This window comes from Microvirga sp. M2, assembly GCF_047497095.1.
Taxonomy (GTDB): Bacteria; Pseudomonadota; Alphaproteobacteria; order Rhizobiales; family Beijerinckiaceae; genus Microvirga.
Window position 1 is genome coordinate 112,686 of sequence record NZ_CP134063.1, and the last position, 15,917, is coordinate 128,602.

The following is a 15,917-nucleotide window of genomic DNA, read 5'->3' on the forward strand; positions in this document are numbered from 1 at the left end:
GCATCGGACGGATTTGGCATGTCGACACCCATCCTCGTGACCGGAGCGGCCGGTTTCATCGGATATCACGTGGCCGAACGCCTGATGGCGCAGGGGCGTCGGGTGGTGGGCGTCGATTGCTTCACGCCCTATTACGATGTCGCCCTCAAGGAAGCCCGCTTCGCCCGGCTCACCCCCCACGGCCTCTTTTCGGGCGAAAGGGTCGATCTCTCCGATCCCCAGGCCGCGCGCGACCTGTTCCGGCGCCATCGCTTCGAGCGCGTGATCCATCTCGCGGCCCAGCCCGGCGTGCGTTTCGTCGATCCCATGCCCTATGCCTCGTCCAATCTCGTAGGCTTCATGAACATGCTCGAAGCCTGCCGCCATTCGGGCGTCGGGCACCTGGTCTACGCCTCGTCGAGTTCGGTCTACGGCGCGAACCGCACGCTGCCCTTCTCCGAGCACGAGAGCACCGAGCATCCGATCAGCCTCTATGCCGCCACCAAGAAGGCCAACGAGATGATGGCGCATTCCTATGCCTCGCTCTTCGGCCTGCCCGCGACCGGGCTTCGCTTCTTCACCGTCTACGGACCCTGGGGCAGGCCAGACATGGCCGTGTACAAGTTCACTCATGCGATCGCCGAGGGCCGCGAGATCCAGGTGGCCAATGCCGGCAGGGTCTGGCGCGATTTCACCTACGTGGACGACATCGTGGAAGGCATCGTGCGGCTGGTCGACAGGGCGCCCGCGGCCAATCCGGCCTGGGATGCGGAGCATCCGGACCCGGCCACGAGCGCGGCGCCCCACCGGGTCTACAACATCGGCAACGACAATCCGGAAGAGGTGAACGATCTGATCGCCCTGATCGAGGATGCCCTGGGCCGACGAGCGAACCGCGTGGACATAGCCCTGCCGCCCGGCGACGTTCCGGAGACTCGCGCCGACGTGACGGACCTGCGCCGGGACGTGGGCTTCGCACCCTCGACCTCGCTCGCGGATGGCGTCGGCCGCTTCGTCCGGTGGTATCGCGAGTACCACGGGGCGTAAGATGGTTTACATCACCAACTTGGTCGCGACCATTTTTGGGCCGCTTGAACGTGCGCAACTGCTCGTCGTGCTGCTGATTCTATCGGGATTGCTGTCATCGGCTTCGATCATCCTGCTGATGCCGCTCCTCAAACGCTATGCGCTCGCTCGTCCGAATGCGCGGTCAAGCCACCGGGTTCCAACGCCGCAAGGTGGCGGTATCGCGGTCGTCATCGCAACCTGCCTCCCGCTTATGTTGATCCTCCTGTTCTCAAAATCGGACTTTAAATATGCGTGGGGAAGCGGGATTGGACTTCGGTTTCTCTGGCTTACATTCGCGGCTGCCATTGGGCTGGCAATCGTTGGCGCCATCGATGACCTCCGTCCGCTCCCGGTCCTGCCACGTCTTCTGTTTCAGCTCCTCGCCGTCGTCGCCGTTGCCGCATCCGGATCTGCCGGCAACTTCCTTCCCGTGCCGGAATGGATCACGCTGATCATCGTATTCCTTGCCGGCCTTTGGTTCGTGAACCTTGTCAACTTCATGGACGGGCTCGACTGGATCACCGTCGCCGAAATGGTGCCGATCACAGCTTTCATCACGATCTTCGGCTGGTTCGGATTGGTCCCCCTCTCAAGCGCTCTCGTCGCGGCCAGTCTCTGCGGCGCCCTGCTCGGCTTCGCCCCCTACAACCGGCCCGCCGCACGCCTTTTCCTCGGCGACGTGGGCTCTCTGCCCATCGGCTTGCTCGTCGGCTGGATGCTGCTCGAGCTTGCCGGAACGCACGCGCTCGCGGCCGCGATCCTGCTGCCGCTCTACTATCTGATGGACGCCACCATCACCCTGTTCCGCCGCCTCGCGAAGCGCGAACGGGTGTGGGAGGCGCATCGCAGCCACTTCTACCAGCGCGCCACCGACAACGGCTTCAAGGTCATGGCGGTCGTGACGCATGTCTTCGTGCTCAACCTGGCGCTCGCCGCACTCGCGGCCGTGACACTTCTTTGGCCGACGGGCGTTGTGCAGGTGGCGGCCCTGGCTGCAGGAGCCGTTCTCGTCTGCCTGGTTCTCAGGCGCTTCTCTCAATCCCGCACGACGGCTCCCGTGGAGGTTTCCCGATGAACGCCCCCTTGATCGCTCTCACCGGCTCAACGGGCTTCGTCGGCCGCCATCTCCTGGCCGAGCTGCCGAAGCGCGGCTACCGCATCCGCGTGCTCCTGCGCCGCCCCTCGGAGGTGCCTGAGGGCGCATCGAGCGCCGTGATCGGCGACATCGCCTCGCCGCAGAACATGGCGGCGGCCCTGCGCGACGTGGACATGGTGGTCCATTCGGCGGGTCTCGCCCACGCCATGTCCGGTCACCCGGAAGACGATTACCGCGCCATCAACACGCAAGGAACGATCAGGCTCGCGAAGGCGGCCGAGCGGGCCGGCGTGAAGCGCTTCGTCTTTCTGTCCTCCATCCGGGCGCAGAGCGGCCCGGTCGCCGAAGGCGTTCTGACGGACGGCATGGAGCCGAGGCCCACGGACGCCTATGGCCGCTCGAAGCTGGAGGCGGAGAGAGGCCTTGCCGATCTCGGGCTGGACTGGGCGGCGCTTCGTCCGGTGCTCGTCTACGGGCCCGGCGTGAAGGGCAACATGGCGGCGCTCCTGAGCCTCGCCCGGTCGTCCTGGCCGCTACCCCTCGGCGGGTTGAGGGCCAGGCGCTCCCTGCTCTCCCTCGACAACCTGACGTCGGCCCTCGAGACCCTCATGAGGGCACAGGGCCCCCTGCGCCGTCCGTTCATCGCGGCGGATCCGGACCCCGTGACCGTGCCCGAGATCATCGCGGCCCTGCGCGAGGGGCTGGGGCGCGGCCCGGGCCTCGTTCCCGTGCCGTCCTTCGCGCTCGGCGCGGCGGCGGCGCTGATGGGGAAGACGGACGCCTATCGGCGCCTCGCCGGCTCGCTGGTCGCGAGCCCCGAAGCGCTGAGGAGCCTCGGCTGGCAGCCGGTCAACCGGACGCCAGACGGATTGGCTCGGCTGGCGCGGGAGGCTGGAGACCCTGCTGCCGGCGCTTGAATTCGGGGATGGCCTCCTCGAACACGCGCTCCGCGGCGGCCCGGTCGCCCTCGATGACGGCCTTGTCCAGGGCGTCGAGCCACTGATCGACCTTGGCGCGGTCCGCGAAGATGGGCTTGGCCGCCATGACGCCGTCGATGCCGATCTCGGCCATGGGCTCGTCGCGGGCGAACAGGATCTCGTGCAGGCGCTCGCCCGGACGGGTTCCCATGACGGCGATCTCGATGTCGTCTCCGGGCTCGTAGCCGGCAAGCCGGATCATGCGCTCGGCGAGCTCGTAGATGCGCACGGGCTGGCCCATCTTCAGCACGTAGACCGACGCGCGCTCGTAGGACAGCTTCGCACTGACCGGGATGTGCCTCCCGTCATCCGCGTGCGAGGCGGAGGTCAGCACCAGGTCGGCCGCCTCGCGGGTCGTCATGAAATAGCGCACCATGTCGGGATGCGTGACGGTGACGGGCCCGCCGCGGGCGATCTGCGCCTTGAATTTCGGCACCACCGACCCGACGGAGCCGAGCACGTTGCCAAAGCGCACGGCGATGAGGCGCGGCGCGCCGTGGCGGCTCCTGAATTCCGCGTCGAGGGCCTGGGCGTACATCTCGGCGAAGCGCTTGGTGACGCCGAGCATGGAGACGGGATCGATGGCCTTGTCGGTGGAGATGATCACGATCTCGCCGACGCCCGCTTCCACGGCGGCATCGGCCACGTTCACGGAGCCGAACACGTTGGTCTTCACGCCCTCGGTCCAGTTCCGCTCGAGATAGGGGACATGCTTGAGGGCGGCGGCGTGGAAGACCACGTCGGGGGCGAAATCGCGCATGATCCGGCGAACCCGGTCCCGGTCGCGCACATCGGCGATGACGCCGTCGACATGGGTGTCGCTGGAGAGGAGAGTCGGATTCTCCAGGATATGGTACAGGGAGGGCTCCGAGCTTTCCACGATCATGAGATCGCTCGCCCCGAAGGCCACCACGCGGGTGCAGATCTCCGAGCCGATGGAGCCTCCGCCGCCGGTGACGAGCACGCGCTTGCCGCGAATGAACTTCTCGAGGCGCCGCCGGTCGATCTGCACGGTCGGCCGCAGCAGGAGATCCTCGATCTCCAGAGGCGCCAGCTCCGCGTCCCGCATTCCCTCGCCCAGGCTCGTGACCCGGACGAGAGGCAGGCCGAGGCGGCGGGAGCGGGCCAGCAGCATGTCCGGATGGGCCTCGGGCGTCAGGGCGCTCGGGGTCGCTACGAGACGCCGGATGACCTCGCCGCGCTCCTGGAAATCCTGCACGACCTGATCGAGGTCGGCGAAGGTGCCGAGGACGGGCACGCCGCGGATGGTCTGCCCGAGATCGTCCTCCCGGTAGGACAGGATGCCCATCGGGCGCATTTTCTTGACCGTCCCCGTCTCGATGGCGCGCAGGATCATCTCGATGTCGGTGCCCCGGCCCAGAAGCAGGGTCGGCGTGTTCGCGTTGCGGTCGAGGGTGTGGCGGGAGCGGGCGTATTTGAAATAGCGGAATGCCAGGCGCGGTCCGCCGAGCAGGAACATCTGCACCAGCCAATAGAGGGCGATGGTGATCTTGCCGAAGAAGAAGGAACCGAAGAGCTGGGGCGAGAGAACGATGTAGTCGACGACCAGGAGCGCCAGCGCCAGGACGGCGGAAGCCCGGAAAATGTTGAAGAGATCCGGCAGGGAGGCGAAGCGCCACTTGGACCGGTAAAGATGGAAGAACCAATAGACGATGCTGGCGAAGACGATGAAGAACGGCAGGAAGGCGGGCAGATAGACCAGGCGGTCTCCCAGATGCGGCCCCTCGAAGCGGACGAAGAACGTCACGATGACCGCCACGCCCGTCATCACGAGGTCATGCACGACGATAAGCGCTTTCTTGAAACCCTGCCGATTCATTGTCCTGCCATCAGTTGAAGTGGGGGTATCATTCCAGCCCGTCCCTTTGTCAATGTAAGAATATCACGTTTTCTCCGGTCTCGGGTCCGCCTGCCCGGTTCCCGGAAGCGGACGGTCCGCCACCACGATGAGATGGCCTCCATCGTGAGAGACATGGGCCTGAATGCCGAAATGGGCGGCAAGTCCCTCCTCGGTCAGAACCTCCTCCGGCCGCCCCGAGGCGGCGACCTTCCCCCGGTTCAGGAGAATGATCTCATCTGCGAAGCGCGCGGCCAAGGTCAGATCGTGCATGATGACGGCGGCCGTTCGGCCGGCCCGCGCCTGGCCCTTCAGCACGTCCAGCACGACGAGCTGATGGCGCGGATCGAGCGCGGCGACCGGCTCGTCGGCCAGGAGCACCGGCGCCTGCGTGGCCAGAGCCCGGGCAAGAAGCACGCGCGCGCGCTCGCCGCCCGACAGTTCCGTCGCAGCCCGATCCTCGAAGCCTTCGAGGTCCACCGCATGAAGGGCGTCGGCGACCGCCGCGCGCCCGGGGGCGGACAGGCTGCCCGGCCTCTCGCCATGCGGCAGACGGCCGAGGGCGACCACTTCGGCGACGGGCAGCGGCCAGGCGACGCTGCCGCCCTGCGGCAGATAGGCGATCGAGCGCGCCCGCTCCCCGGCCTTCATGCGTGCGACCGGCCGCCCGTCGAGGGTCACCTGCCCGCCGCTAGGCTCCAGGAGGCCCGCGAGCGCGCGCATCAGGGTCGTCTTGCCCGCGCCGTTCGGGCCGACGATCACCGTGAGGCGGCCCGGGCGCAGGGTGAGATCGACGCCCGAGAGCGCACGGCGGCGGCCGAGATCGACGGAGAGGCTCCGGGCCTGAAGCTCGGTCATAGGGGCGTCTCCGCGAGTTCCGCCTTGCGGCGGGCGATGACCCAGAGGAAGAACGGCACCCCGAGAATGGCCGTGAGGACTCCGACCTTGACCTCCGTCTGCGAGGGGATGAGGCGCACGGCGCAATCGGCGGCGAGCAGGAGCGCCGCGCCCACGAGACCGGACGGCACGAGAGTCCGGGCCGGGTCGTATCCCACGAAGGGGCGAATCAGGTGAGGCGCGACGAGGCCCACGAAGCCGATCGATCCCGCCACCGCCACCGAGGCTCCCGTGCCGATGGCCGCTCCCGCCACCAGGAGAAGCCGCAGGCGCATCACGTCCGCGCCGAGGCTGCGCGCCGTCTCCTCCCCCAGGGCCAGCGCCCGCAGGCCGTTCGAGGCCGACAGGACGAGCGCCGAGGCCACGACGATGAAGGGCGCCGCGAGCCAGACATGGGTGATCGAACGGTCCTCGAAGGAGCCCAGGAGCCAGAACACGATCTCGGTGACCGCGAAGGGATTGGGCGAGAGGCTGATGGCGAGGGAGGTTCCCGCCCCCGCGAGGCTCCCGATCGCCAGGCCCGACAGGACGAGCACCGCCACGGTGGCCCGGCGCCCCGCGACCGCCACCACGAGCGCCACCGAGGCGAGCGCGCCCAGGATCGCCGCGAACGGCAGCGCCCAGGACAGGACGCCGACGAACCCGGAATAGATCACCAGCACCGCCCCGAAGGCGGCGGCCTGCGGCGCGCCGAACACGGCCGTATCGGCGATGGGATTGCGAAGCAGCCCCTGGAGCCCCGCTCCGGTAAGCCCGAAGATCCAGCCGATCAGGACGGCGAGCAGCATCCGCGGCAGGCGGATGTCGCGCACCACGATGGTCGCGCTGCCCTGATCGGAGACGAGCGCCGTCAGGGCCCGGACGGGCGAGATCGGGGCCGGCCCGATGACGAGGGAAGCGACGCTCAAGCCCGCGAGGAGGAGCATGAGGCCGAGAATGAGGGGCAGCCGGGACGGACGCATGAACGGATTGATGTTGTCCCGTCCGGGATAGCAACAGCGCCGCCGGGTGTCACCTGCATGTTACAGGTTCAATCCCGATGCTCTTCCGTGATACGAACGCATCCACATCATCGCGCATTGCTTGAGGGACCGGCATGAACCGTCTGTTCGCGAACCTGCCCACCACCGTCTTCGAAGTCATGTCGAGCCTCGCCCGGGAAACCGGCGCGATCAATCTCGGCCAGGGCTTCCCGGACGATCCGGGGCCGGAGGACGTGCGGCGCGCGGCCGCCGACGCGGTGCTCGACGGCTACAACCAATATCCCTCGATGATGGGAATTCCGGAGCTGCGCACCGCGATCGCGGCGCATTACCGGCACTGGCAGGGCCTGGACCTCGACGCCAATACGGAGGTGATGGTGACCTCGGGCGCCACCGAGGCGCTCGCCGGCGCGATCCTCGGGATCGTGGAGCCCGGCGACGAGGTGGTGCTCTTCGAGCCCATGTACGACGCCTATCTGCCGCTGGTGCGACTTGCCGGCGGCGTGCCGAAATTCGTCACGCTCCAGCCGCCGCATTTCCGGCTGACCGAGGAGGCCCTGTCGCGAGCCTTCTCGCCGAAGACCAAGGCGGTGGTGTTCAACAACCCGCTCAATCCCTCGGCGACCGTGTTTTCGGACGAGGACCTGGCGCTGCTGGCGCAGTTCTGCCGAAGGTATGACGCCATCGCGATCTCGGACGAGGTGTGGGAGCACGTGGTGTTCGATGGCATCCGGCACCGGCCGGTTCTGGGGCTCGACGGCATGCGCGAGCGTTCGGTGAAGATCGGCTCCGCGGGCAAGATCTTCAGCCTCACGGGCTGGAAGGTGGGCTTCGTGGCGGCGGCGCCCCACATCATGAAGGTGCTGGCGAAGTCCCATCAGTTCCTCACCTTCACGACCCCGCCGAACCTGCAAACCGCCGTGGCCTACGGCCTGGGCAAGGACGAGGCCTATTTCGAGGGGATGCGGGCGAATTTCACCCGCAGCCGCGACCGCTTCACGGCGGGGCTGAAGACCCTCGGCTTCGACGTGATCCCGAGCCAGGGCACCTATTTCGTCAATATCGACATCTCGGGCCTCGGCGAGACCGACGACGTGGCCTTCTGCCGCCGCCTCGTGCTGGAGCACGGCGTCGCGGCCATTCCGGTCTCGGCCTTCTATGCCGAGGGCGCGGTGAAGACCGTGGTGCGCTTCTGCTTCGCCAAGAAGGACACGACACTCGATGCGGGACTGGAGCGGTTGGAAAAGGCGGTCAAGCGGGCGGCGTAAGTCTTGCCCGGACGCTGTGGGCGCCCATCAACAGCCCATCCCGAACGGCCTTGACGCGGGGGACAATAGGACTTCAAGTAAGCGCCTAGCCAAGCACGGCTTTTTCCCGCTTTTCCTAAGGAGTTCCCTCCCCTGATGATCCGTCTTCTCGCTTCGGTTGCTCTGGGCCTCGGCCTTGTCACCGCCGCCGCCGCCCAAGAGCGTGTGGTCAACGTCTATAACTGGTCCGACTATGTGGATCCCAAGGCGCTGGACGAGTTTACGAAGGAAACCGGCATCAAGGTCGTCTACGACACCTACGACAACAACGAGATCGTCGAGACGAAGCTTCTCGCCGGCAAGTCGGGCTACGACATCGTCGTGCCGTCGGGCCCGTTCGTGCAGCGCCTGATCGGCGCCAAGGTGTTCCAGAAGCTCGACAAGTCGAAGCTGCCGAACCTGTCGAACCAGTGGCCGGAGATCACGAAGAACCTCGCCGTGTTCGATCCGGGCAATCAGTATGCCGTGACCTACATGTGGGGCACCACCGGCATCGGCCTGAACGTGAAGAAGGTGAAGGACATCCTCGGCGACATGCCGCTCAACACCTGGGATCTGGTGATGAAGCCGGAGATCGCCTCGAAGCTCAAGAGCTGCGGCATCTACATGCTGGACAGCCCCGAGGATCTCTTCCCCGGCGTGCTCGCCTATCTGGGGCTGAACCCCGATTCCAAGCGCGCCGAGGATCTGAACAAGGCCGGCGACGCCCTGTTCCGCGTCCGCGGCAACATCCAGAAATTCCACTCCTCCGAATACATCAACGCGCTCGCCAACGGCGACATCTGCGTGGCGGTGGGCTATTCGGGCGACATGATCCAGGCCAAGACCCGGGCCGAGGAAGCCAAGAACGGCGTCGAGGTCGCCTATGTGATCCCGCGCGAAGGCGCCCTGATGTGGTTCGACAGCTTCGTGATCCCGGCCGATGCCAAGAACGTGGCCGAGGCGCACGAATTCATCAACTTCATGATGCGGCCCGAGATCGCCGCCCTGAACACGAACTACGTGTCCTATGCCTCGGGCAACCTGGCGGCCAAGCAGCATGTCGATCCGGCGATCCTCGACAATCCCGGCATCTATCCGGACGACGCCACCATGAAGCGCCTCTTCACCAACACGGCCTATGACGAGCGCTCGCAGCGCACCGTCACCCGCCTCTGGACCCGGGTGAAGACGGGCCGTTAATCGCCCGCTCAGGTTTCCCCTGACACGATGGAATGCCCTTTCAACTCCGCCTTCGGGCGGAGTTGTCGTTTGATGATGAGGACATTCACCACCATGCGTCTTGCTCTCGCCGCCGCTTTCGCCATCGGCCTCGCCTCTGCCGCCCACGCCCAGACGCCCGCCGCGCGCCAGCCGACGATCAGCGTCACGGGAACCGGGGAAGCCGAGCTGAAGCCGGATTTCGCCACCATCCATGTCAGCGTGGAAACGACCGGGGACACGGTCGCCCAGGCCTCCAGCGCCAATCGCGCGGGCACGGAGCGCGTGCTGGCGCGCATCCAGGGGCTCGGGATCGGGAAGGACGACATCCAGACGGCGAACTTCCAGGTCTTCCAGACCCCGCCCCGGCTCGGCCCCGACGGACGGGAGATCAAGGTTCCGAAATTCTCGGCCAATCACCAGCTGCGCATCAAGACCCGCAACATCGACGGCGTCGGACAGCTCGCAGGCGAGATTCTCGCAAGCGGCGACATGACCTTCCAGTCCGTCTCGTTCGGCCTCGACCGCCAGGAGGAGGGCGGGGACAAGGCCCGGGAGGCGGCCGTGCGCGACGCCCGGCGCCAGGCCGAGGTCTATGCCGGCGCGGCGGGTGTGGCGCTTGGGCGCCTGATCGAGATCCGCGACGGCTCGGCCCAGCCCTTCGAGCCTCAGCCCATGATGCGCACGCAGATGGCCTTCAAGGCGGCGGATTCCATCCCGCTCGTGCCCCCGGCGACGATCCGCTACACCGCCAACGTGCAGCTCGTCTGGGAACTCGCCGAGCGTCCCTGAACCCGTTCACAGGGATGACGGGCTAGCGTGTCTGCGCAGGCAGCGTCAGGCGGCCCTGACGCTTCCGAGGAACCGGTGGATCTCGCGGCCGAGACGCTCGGCCTGGCTGTCCAGCGCGGCGGACAGATGCGCCACGGAGCGGGCGGCATCGAGGGAATGGACGGCCACGGTCTGCGTGGTTTCGATGGCCGAGGCCCCGTCCTGGGCTTCCGACGAGACCTGCGCGACGGAGCGCGCGATGTCGGAAACCGCCACCGTCTGCTGGCTCACGGTTCCGGCGACCGCGGACACGACGCCCGCGAGATCGTCCACGGAGGCCTGCACGGAGCCGAGCGCCACGAGCGTCTCGCGGGAGGCGGCCTGGACCGCCTCGATCTGCCGCGCGATCTCCTCCGTCGCCTTGGCGGTCTGGCCCGCCAGATCCTTCACCTCCGCGGCCACGACCGCGAAGCCCCTGCCGGCTTCGCCCGCGCGGGCCGCCTCGATCGTGGCGTTGAGCGCCAACAGGTTGGTCTGCGACGCGATGGAACGGATGAGATCGGCCACCTGCCCGATATGGGACGTCGCTTCCGCCAGGACCGTCATGCTGCCGGAGGCGCCCCGCGCCTCGGAGACGGCGCGCTGGGACGCTTCCGCCGATGCGCTCGTCCGGGTCGCCACCTCGGCGAGCGATGCATCCAGCTCCTCGGCGGCGCTCGCGACCGTGGCGATGTTCTGCGACGTGCGGGAGGAGACGCTGCCGGCGACCTGCGCCTGCTGGGTCACCTGGTGGGCCGAGCCCTCCAGCTGCCCGGACGCTGCGGCGAGATCGCCGGTCGCGCGGCGGACCTCTCCGAGGATCTCCTCCACGGAGGCGTCGAAGCTCGCGATCGCCTCGGCGATGGCCTGGGCGCGCCTGGTCTCGAAGGCGGCCTGTCCTTCCTGCTCCCGCGTGAGCCGCTCGCGCTCACGGGCATTGTCGCGGAAGACCAGCACCGTGCGGGCCATTGCGCCGATCTCGTCGGAAGCCCCCGTGGAGGGCACGTCGACACCGGCATCGCCGTCGGCCAGGCGCTGCATGGCCTGCTGGAGACGGGTCAGCGGCAGGGAGATGGATCGTCCGACGAGGAAGTTGAGCGCGAGCCCCAGCAGGAGTGTGACGCCCATCCCCCAGAGGATCAGCGTGAACGTGCGCTGCTGCGAAGCCGTGAGGGCCTCGGCGGTCCGCTCCGCCTCGCCATGGACCTTCGTGAGGAGCCGTTCGAGGAACGGCACGAGCAGATCGAACTGACCTTTCAGGCGCTCGCCCTGGCCGGAGACCTGCTGCTCCAGCCCGGACCAGGCGTTGAAGGCCGTCCGGTAGGCTTCGCCGGCCCGCTCGATGGATGCTTTCTCGGCGGCGGCTTCCGCGGGAAGCTGCGCCAGGGCGCGCGTGAAGCGGCCCTGGTCGACCTCGAAGGCGCCCAGAAGAGTCTCGTCCATGACGTGACGGACGCGGGCTTCCTGCCGGAACATGCCCAGCGTGGCGGCCCATAAACGAAAAGCGGCCGCTTCACCGTTTCCGGTCAGCGGCCTGACGAGCTTTTCGAGATCGTCCTCCGTGGAGAGAAGACGTCCAAGCGCTCCCTCGTTCACCCTGTAGCCGAGACTGCCGTAGAGCTTGTCGAGAGCCGCCCCCTGCTCGGCGAACTGGGCCGATTGCTGATCGAGCTCCTTGATCTCGTCCGCGATGAGCCCTGCCCCCGGAGCCGCGCCCATCGCCGCAAGCTCGGCGCCGAGCGCCTTCTGCTGATCGAAGAAGGCTTGGCCGTGATGGCCCTGCCGGGTCGCGATCCAATCCTGGGCGACCGCCTTCAACGCATCGGCGCGGCCGCGGAACTGATAGGCTTTTTCGGCCAGGGCGAAATAGGTCTGCTGCGTCGCGAGGGCTCTTTCCACCTCGCTTCGGCCGATCTGAAACACGGCGCCGATCACCGCGAAGCCCACCACCATGACGCCGCTCAGGGTTGCGACGCGCACCCTGACCGACGGCCAACGCAACCCAGCACGAGTCAGCATTGCCCGATTCTCCCCTCTTTTATTGGAGAGGACAATAATCCGGCTAGCTTGTGCGAAGTTGTCGTCGGTGCGAGGCGGTCAGGCGGCCTTCGGCAGCTCGGTCATGATGGCGTAGAGGGCCGCCGCATCCTTGGTGGCGCGCACCCGCTCGATGAGGCCGGGCTCGCGCAGCACCCGCGCCACGCGGGCCAGGGCCTTCAGATGGTCCGCCCCGGCACCCTCGGGCGCCAGGAGCAGGAAGAGCACGTCCACCTGCTGGCCGTCGAGCGCCTCGAAGTCGATCGGCTTCTCCAGCCGGGCGACCAGGCCGAAGATACGGGTCAGCCCCGGCAGCTTGCCGTGCGGGATGGCGATTCCCTCGCCGATCCCGGTTGAGCCGAGGCGCTCGCGCTGGAGAAGAGCCTCGTAGATGGCGCTCTCGGACACGTGCGTGAGCTTGGCCGCATGGGAGGCCAGCTCCTGCAGAGCCTGCTTTTTGCCGCTCACGCGCATGGCGGGCAGAACGGCCTGGGGGTCTAGGAAATCCAGCAAGGGCATCGATCACGCTGCGTTAAGGTGTGAAGCCATTAAGACCATCCACCGTTCCAGGCAAAAACCAGGCCAGGACGGAGTACTCCCCGTCAAGGCTGAGCGGGCGGCGGATCGACCCAACCGATCGCCCCGTCGCCGCGGCGGTATACGACGTTAACGCGGCCGGTGCTAGCATGGATGAACACGAGAGCCGCGGCCCCGGTCAGATCGAGCTGCATCACGGCGTCGCTGACCGAGAAACGGTGGAGCGGCTTCATGGTTTCCGCAATGACGACAGGATGATAGCCCTCCTCGTCGACGGCCTCGTCGGTGGGAGCCTCGAAGACGGCATAGGGGACTTCCAGACCGACATCGCGCTCGCTGCCCGGATTGGCGTGCTCTTTCAGCCGCTGTTTGTAGCGGCGCAGGCGCTTCTCGATGCGAATCGCCGACTGGTCGAAGCTCGCATAGGCGTCCGGAGCGGCTCCGGATGCCTCGATGGTGATGCCGGAGGTCAGATGCAGCACGCAATCGGTGCGAAATCCCGTGCCGTCCCGGGCGACCGTGACATGGCCGGAATAGCCGCCATCGAAATATTTCGACATGGCGCCCGCCATGCGCGCCTCTACCTGGGATCGGAGCGCCTCACCGATATCGAGATTCTTTCCCGAAACCCTCAGCGACATGGCGAACTCCCTCTGCAAAAGCCCATTTGGATGGGACTGATTAAGCGCATGATGATCCGAACCTGTGGCAAAGCAAGCACCTTCGAGCGTTACGACCTCCTGAAGCGGCTCCTCCTCCGGCGTTCGGCGGATGAGGGAATCCGCAGCAATTCCCGATATTTGGCAACCGTCCGCCGGGCCACGTCGATGCCTTCGGCCTTCAGGGTCCGGGCCAGCGCCTGATCCGAGAGCGCCCGATCGGGGGCCTCGGCCTCGATCAGCTGGCGGATGCGATGGCGCACGGCCCCGGCCGCGTGCTCTCCCTCGCCCGTCCCCGCATTGAAGAAGAACCTCATGGGATGCGTGATCCCGCCGGCCCCGATGGCCTTGTTGGCCGTGACCCGGGACACCGTGGATTCGTGCAGGCCGACGGCCTCGGCGACGCTTTTGAGGGTCATGGGGCGCAAGGCCGCGATGCCCTCGCGGAAGAACCTCTCCTGCTGCCGGACGATCTCGGTCGCCACGGTCAGAATGGTCCGGGCCCGCTGGTCGAGGCTGCGGGTGAGCCAGCTCGCGCTCTGCAGGCACTCGGACAGGAAAATCTTGTCCTCGCTTCTTCGCACGGCCTTCGCGACTTCGGCGTAATAGCTCCGGTCGAGCAGGATCCGCGGGTGCGTGTCGGGATTGAGCTCCACGACGAAGCTGCCGTCGGCGGCCGGCCGCACCAGCACGTCGGGCACGAGAACGTCGATGGGGGCCGCCGTGAAGGCAAGGCCGGGCTTGGGCTCCAGGCGGCGGATCTCGGCGAGCATGTCGGCGAGGTCCTCCCGGTCCACGCCGCAGAGCGTCTGAAGGGCCGCGAAGTCCTGCCGGGCCACGAGATCGAGGCGCGAAAGCAGGATCTGCATGGCGGGATCGAGCCGGTCGCGCTCCTTGAGCTGGATTTCCAGGCATTCCTTGAGGCTTCGCGCCCCGATCCCGGACGGTTCGAAGGCCTGGATGAGCCGCAAGGCGGCCTCGGCCCGCCCTAACGGAATGCCGAGCCTCTGTGCCATCTGCTCCAGATCTTCGGTGAGATATCCCGCCTCGTCGAGGGCATGGATCAGGTATCGGCCGATCTCGCGCAGGGAAGGATCGGCGGAGCCGAGATCGAGCTGAATTTCGAGGTGCTCGGTCAGGCTCTGGGCATGCGCCAGCGTCGCCTCGACCTCGGGCTTCAGCTCGCAATGGGAGGCGGAGCCGCGCGGGGAGGCTCCCGCCGCGCCCTCCCACCGGGCCGGCGGCGGCCCCGGGATCATCCGCCCCGCGGAATCGGCGTATTTCCGCTTCACGCGCAGGAAATCGGCGAGGCCCGGAGGCGGGGCATCCCCCTGCATCTCGGTCGCCTGCAGGAGGGGATTGCGTTCGAGCTCCGCTTCCACATAGGCGGCCATTTCCGCCTGGGAGAGCTGCAGCAGCTTGATGGATTGCACGAGCTGGGGAGTCATCGTCAGGGACTGGCCCTGGCGCAGCTCAAGCCGTTGGATCGAACTCATCACGGCACCCAGCATAGGACAGGCACGATTTTTGACTTGCCCGTCTCTTTTATCGCGAGAGGGGCCATACCGTCAAAAGGCAGTTCGCAAAAGGCAGTTCGTCCCGGTACGGCTCTTAATAGGTCCGGAGCGTCGTCAGAGCCGGAAATCCTCACCCAGATAGAGGCGGCGCACATCCTCGTTGGCCACGATGGCGTCGGGCGCTCCCTCCGTGAGCACGCGGCCGGAATGGATGATGTAGGCGCGGTCGATGAGGCCCAGCGTCTCGCGCACGTTGTGGTCGGTGATCAGCACGCCGAGGCCGCGGCGGGTCAGGTGGCGCACGAGGTTCTGGATGTCGCCGACCGCGATCGGGTCGATGCCCGCGAAGGGCTCGTCGAGGAGCATGAAGGTGGGCTCCCCCGCGAGAGCACGGGCGATCTCGCAGCGGCGGCGCTCGCCGCCCGACAACGCGATGGACGGCGCCTTGCGCAGGCGCGTGATGTTGAACTCGTCGAGCAGCGCATCGAGCTTGCGCTCGCGCTCCTTGCGGCTCGGCTCCACGATCTCGAGCACCGCCCGGATGTTGTCTTCCACGCTCAGGCCACGGAAGATCGAGGCCTCCTGCGGCAGATAGCCGATTCCGAGGCGGGCGCGGCGGTACATGGGAAGGCCCGTCACGTCGTGCCCGTCGAGGCTGATGAGGCCGCGATCCGCCTGCACGAGGCCGGTGATCATGTAGAAGATCGTGGTCTTGCCCGCGCCATTGGGGCCGAGCAGCCCCACCGCCTCGCCGGCGCGCACGTTCAGGCCCGCATCCTGCACCACCGTGCGGCCGCGATAGCTCTTCTGCAGACCTTTGACGGCCAGAATGCCCGGACCGCCGAAGGCGCCCTTGTCCTCCGCACCTCCTCGGACGTGCGGCGCCGGACTTGGCGATGGGCGGGCCAGGGTCGACGAATCCGCCGGTGCGGATGGAGCGCGGTTGAAAAGAGGTTTCACGAAAGATCCATCACCAGGAGGAGAAGGCCCGA

General features: G+C 67.1%; 14 protein-coding genes. 6 read left to right on the plus strand and 8 right to left on the minus strand.

Annotation, left to right across the window (positions count from 1 at the left end; all coding sequences use genetic code 11):
- Nucleotides 1-18: 18 nt before the first annotated feature.
- Genes RE429_RS00560 through RE429_RS00570 form a run of 3 tightly spaced genes read left to right on the plus strand, consistent with a single transcriptional unit; the run spans nt 19 to nt 3,060 of the window.
- Nucleotides 19-1,026, plus strand: a complete 1,008-nt coding sequence (locus RE429_RS00560) for an NAD-dependent epimerase/dehydratase family protein (protein ID WP_414472475.1) — start codon at nt 19-21, stop codon at nt 1,024-1,026.
- Nucleotide 1,027: 1 nt separating this feature from the next.
- The gene (locus tag RE429_RS00565) at nt 1,028-2,122 is read left to right on the plus strand and encodes an MraY family glycosyltransferase (RefSeq protein ID WP_414472476.1); all 1,095 of its coding nucleotides are present in this window, start codon (nt 1,028-1,030) and stop codon (nt 2,120-2,122) included.
- Nucleotides 2,119-3,060 carry an NAD-dependent epimerase/dehydratase family protein gene (locus tag RE429_RS00570; protein WP_414472477.1) on the plus strand — a complete coding sequence of 314 codons (942 nt, stop codon included), beginning with the start codon at nt 2,119-2,121 and terminating at the stop codon, nt 3,058-3,060. Before RE429_RS00565 ends, RE429_RS00570 begins: the two co-directional genes overlap by 4 nt.
- On the opposite strand, the gene RE429_RS00575 is transcribed toward RE429_RS00570, so the two are convergent.
- From RE429_RS00575 to RE429_RS00585, 3 genes are all read right to left on the minus strand, one after another.
- Nucleotides 2,993-4,960, minus strand: coding sequence for an SDR family NAD(P)-dependent oxidoreductase (locus tag RE429_RS00575; protein WP_414472478.1), 1,968 nt, complete (start codon nt 4,958-4,960; stop codon nt 2,993-2,995). The genes RE429_RS00570 and RE429_RS00575 overlap by 68 nt on opposite strands.
- A gap of 63 nt (nt 4,961-5,023) precedes the next feature.
- Nucleotides 5,024-5,836 carry an ABC transporter ATP-binding protein gene (locus tag RE429_RS00580; RefSeq protein ID WP_414472479.1) on the minus strand — a complete coding sequence of 271 codons (813 nt, stop codon included), beginning with the start codon at nt 5,834-5,836 and terminating at the stop codon, nt 5,024-5,026.
- Complete coding sequence (locus tag RE429_RS00585) at nt 5,833-6,837, minus strand: FecCD family ABC transporter permease (protein ID WP_414472480.1); 1,005 nt, start codon at nt 6,835-6,837, stop codon at nt 5,833-5,835. Before RE429_RS00585 ends, RE429_RS00580 begins: the two co-directional genes overlap by 4 nt.
- A gap of 134 nt (nt 6,838-6,971) precedes the next feature.
- Here RE429_RS00585 and RE429_RS00590 point away from each other — a divergent pair, with 134 nt between their 5' ends.
- The 3 genes from RE429_RS00590 (at nt 6,972) to RE429_RS00600 (ending at nt 10,157) form a co-directional block, all read left to right on the plus strand.
- Nucleotides 6,972-8,126, plus strand: coding sequence for an aminotransferase (locus tag RE429_RS00590; protein WP_414472481.1), 1,155 nt, complete (start codon nt 6,972-6,974; stop codon nt 8,124-8,126).
- Nucleotides 8,127-8,261: 135 nt separating this feature from the next.
- Nucleotides 8,262-9,347: a polyamine ABC transporter substrate-binding protein gene (locus RE429_RS00595; protein ID WP_414472482.1), complete on the plus strand. Its 1,086-nt coding sequence runs from the start codon at nt 8,262-8,264 to the stop codon at nt 9,345-9,347.
- 72 nt (nt 9,348-9,419) lie between these two features.
- Nucleotides 9,420-10,157: an SIMPL domain-containing protein gene (locus RE429_RS00600; RefSeq protein WP_414472483.1), complete on the plus strand. Its 738-nt coding sequence runs from the start codon at nt 9,420-9,422 to the stop codon at nt 10,155-10,157.
- Nucleotides 10,158-10,202: 45 nt separating this feature from the next.
- On the opposite strand, the gene RE429_RS00605 is transcribed toward RE429_RS00600, so the two are convergent.
- From RE429_RS00605 to lptB, 5 genes are all read right to left on the minus strand, one after another.
- Nucleotides 10,203-12,194: a methyl-accepting chemotaxis protein gene (locus RE429_RS00605; protein ID WP_414472484.1), complete on the minus strand. Its 1,992-nt coding sequence runs from the start codon at nt 12,192-12,194 to the stop codon at nt 10,203-10,205.
- 78 nt (nt 12,195-12,272) lie between these two features.
- Nucleotides 12,273-12,731 (minus strand): PTS IIA-like nitrogen regulatory protein PtsN, encoded by a 459-nt coding sequence (gene ptsN / locus RE429_RS00610; protein ID WP_414472485.1) that lies wholly within the window; start codon nt 12,729-12,731, stop codon nt 12,273-12,275.
- An 83-nt stretch (nt 12,732-12,814) separates the two neighbouring features.
- Nucleotides 12,815-13,390 carry a ribosome hibernation-promoting factor, HPF/YfiA family gene (gene hpf, locus RE429_RS00615; RefSeq protein WP_414472486.1) on the minus strand — a complete coding sequence of 192 codons (576 nt, stop codon included), beginning with the start codon at nt 13,388-13,390 and terminating at the stop codon, nt 12,815-12,817.
- An 89-nt stretch (nt 13,391-13,479) separates the two neighbouring features.
- Nucleotides 13,480-14,904: an RNA polymerase factor sigma-54 gene (gene rpoN, locus RE429_RS00620; RefSeq protein WP_414472487.1), complete on the minus strand. Its 1,425-nt coding sequence runs from the start codon at nt 14,902-14,904 to the stop codon at nt 13,480-13,482.
- A gap of 135 nt (nt 14,905-15,039) precedes the next feature.
- Nucleotides 15,040-15,885 (minus strand): LPS export ABC transporter ATP-binding protein, encoded by an 846-nt coding sequence (gene lptB, locus RE429_RS00625; protein WP_414472488.1) that lies wholly within the window; start codon nt 15,883-15,885, stop codon nt 15,040-15,042.
- Between the last annotated feature and the right edge of the window lie 32 nt (nt 15,886-15,917).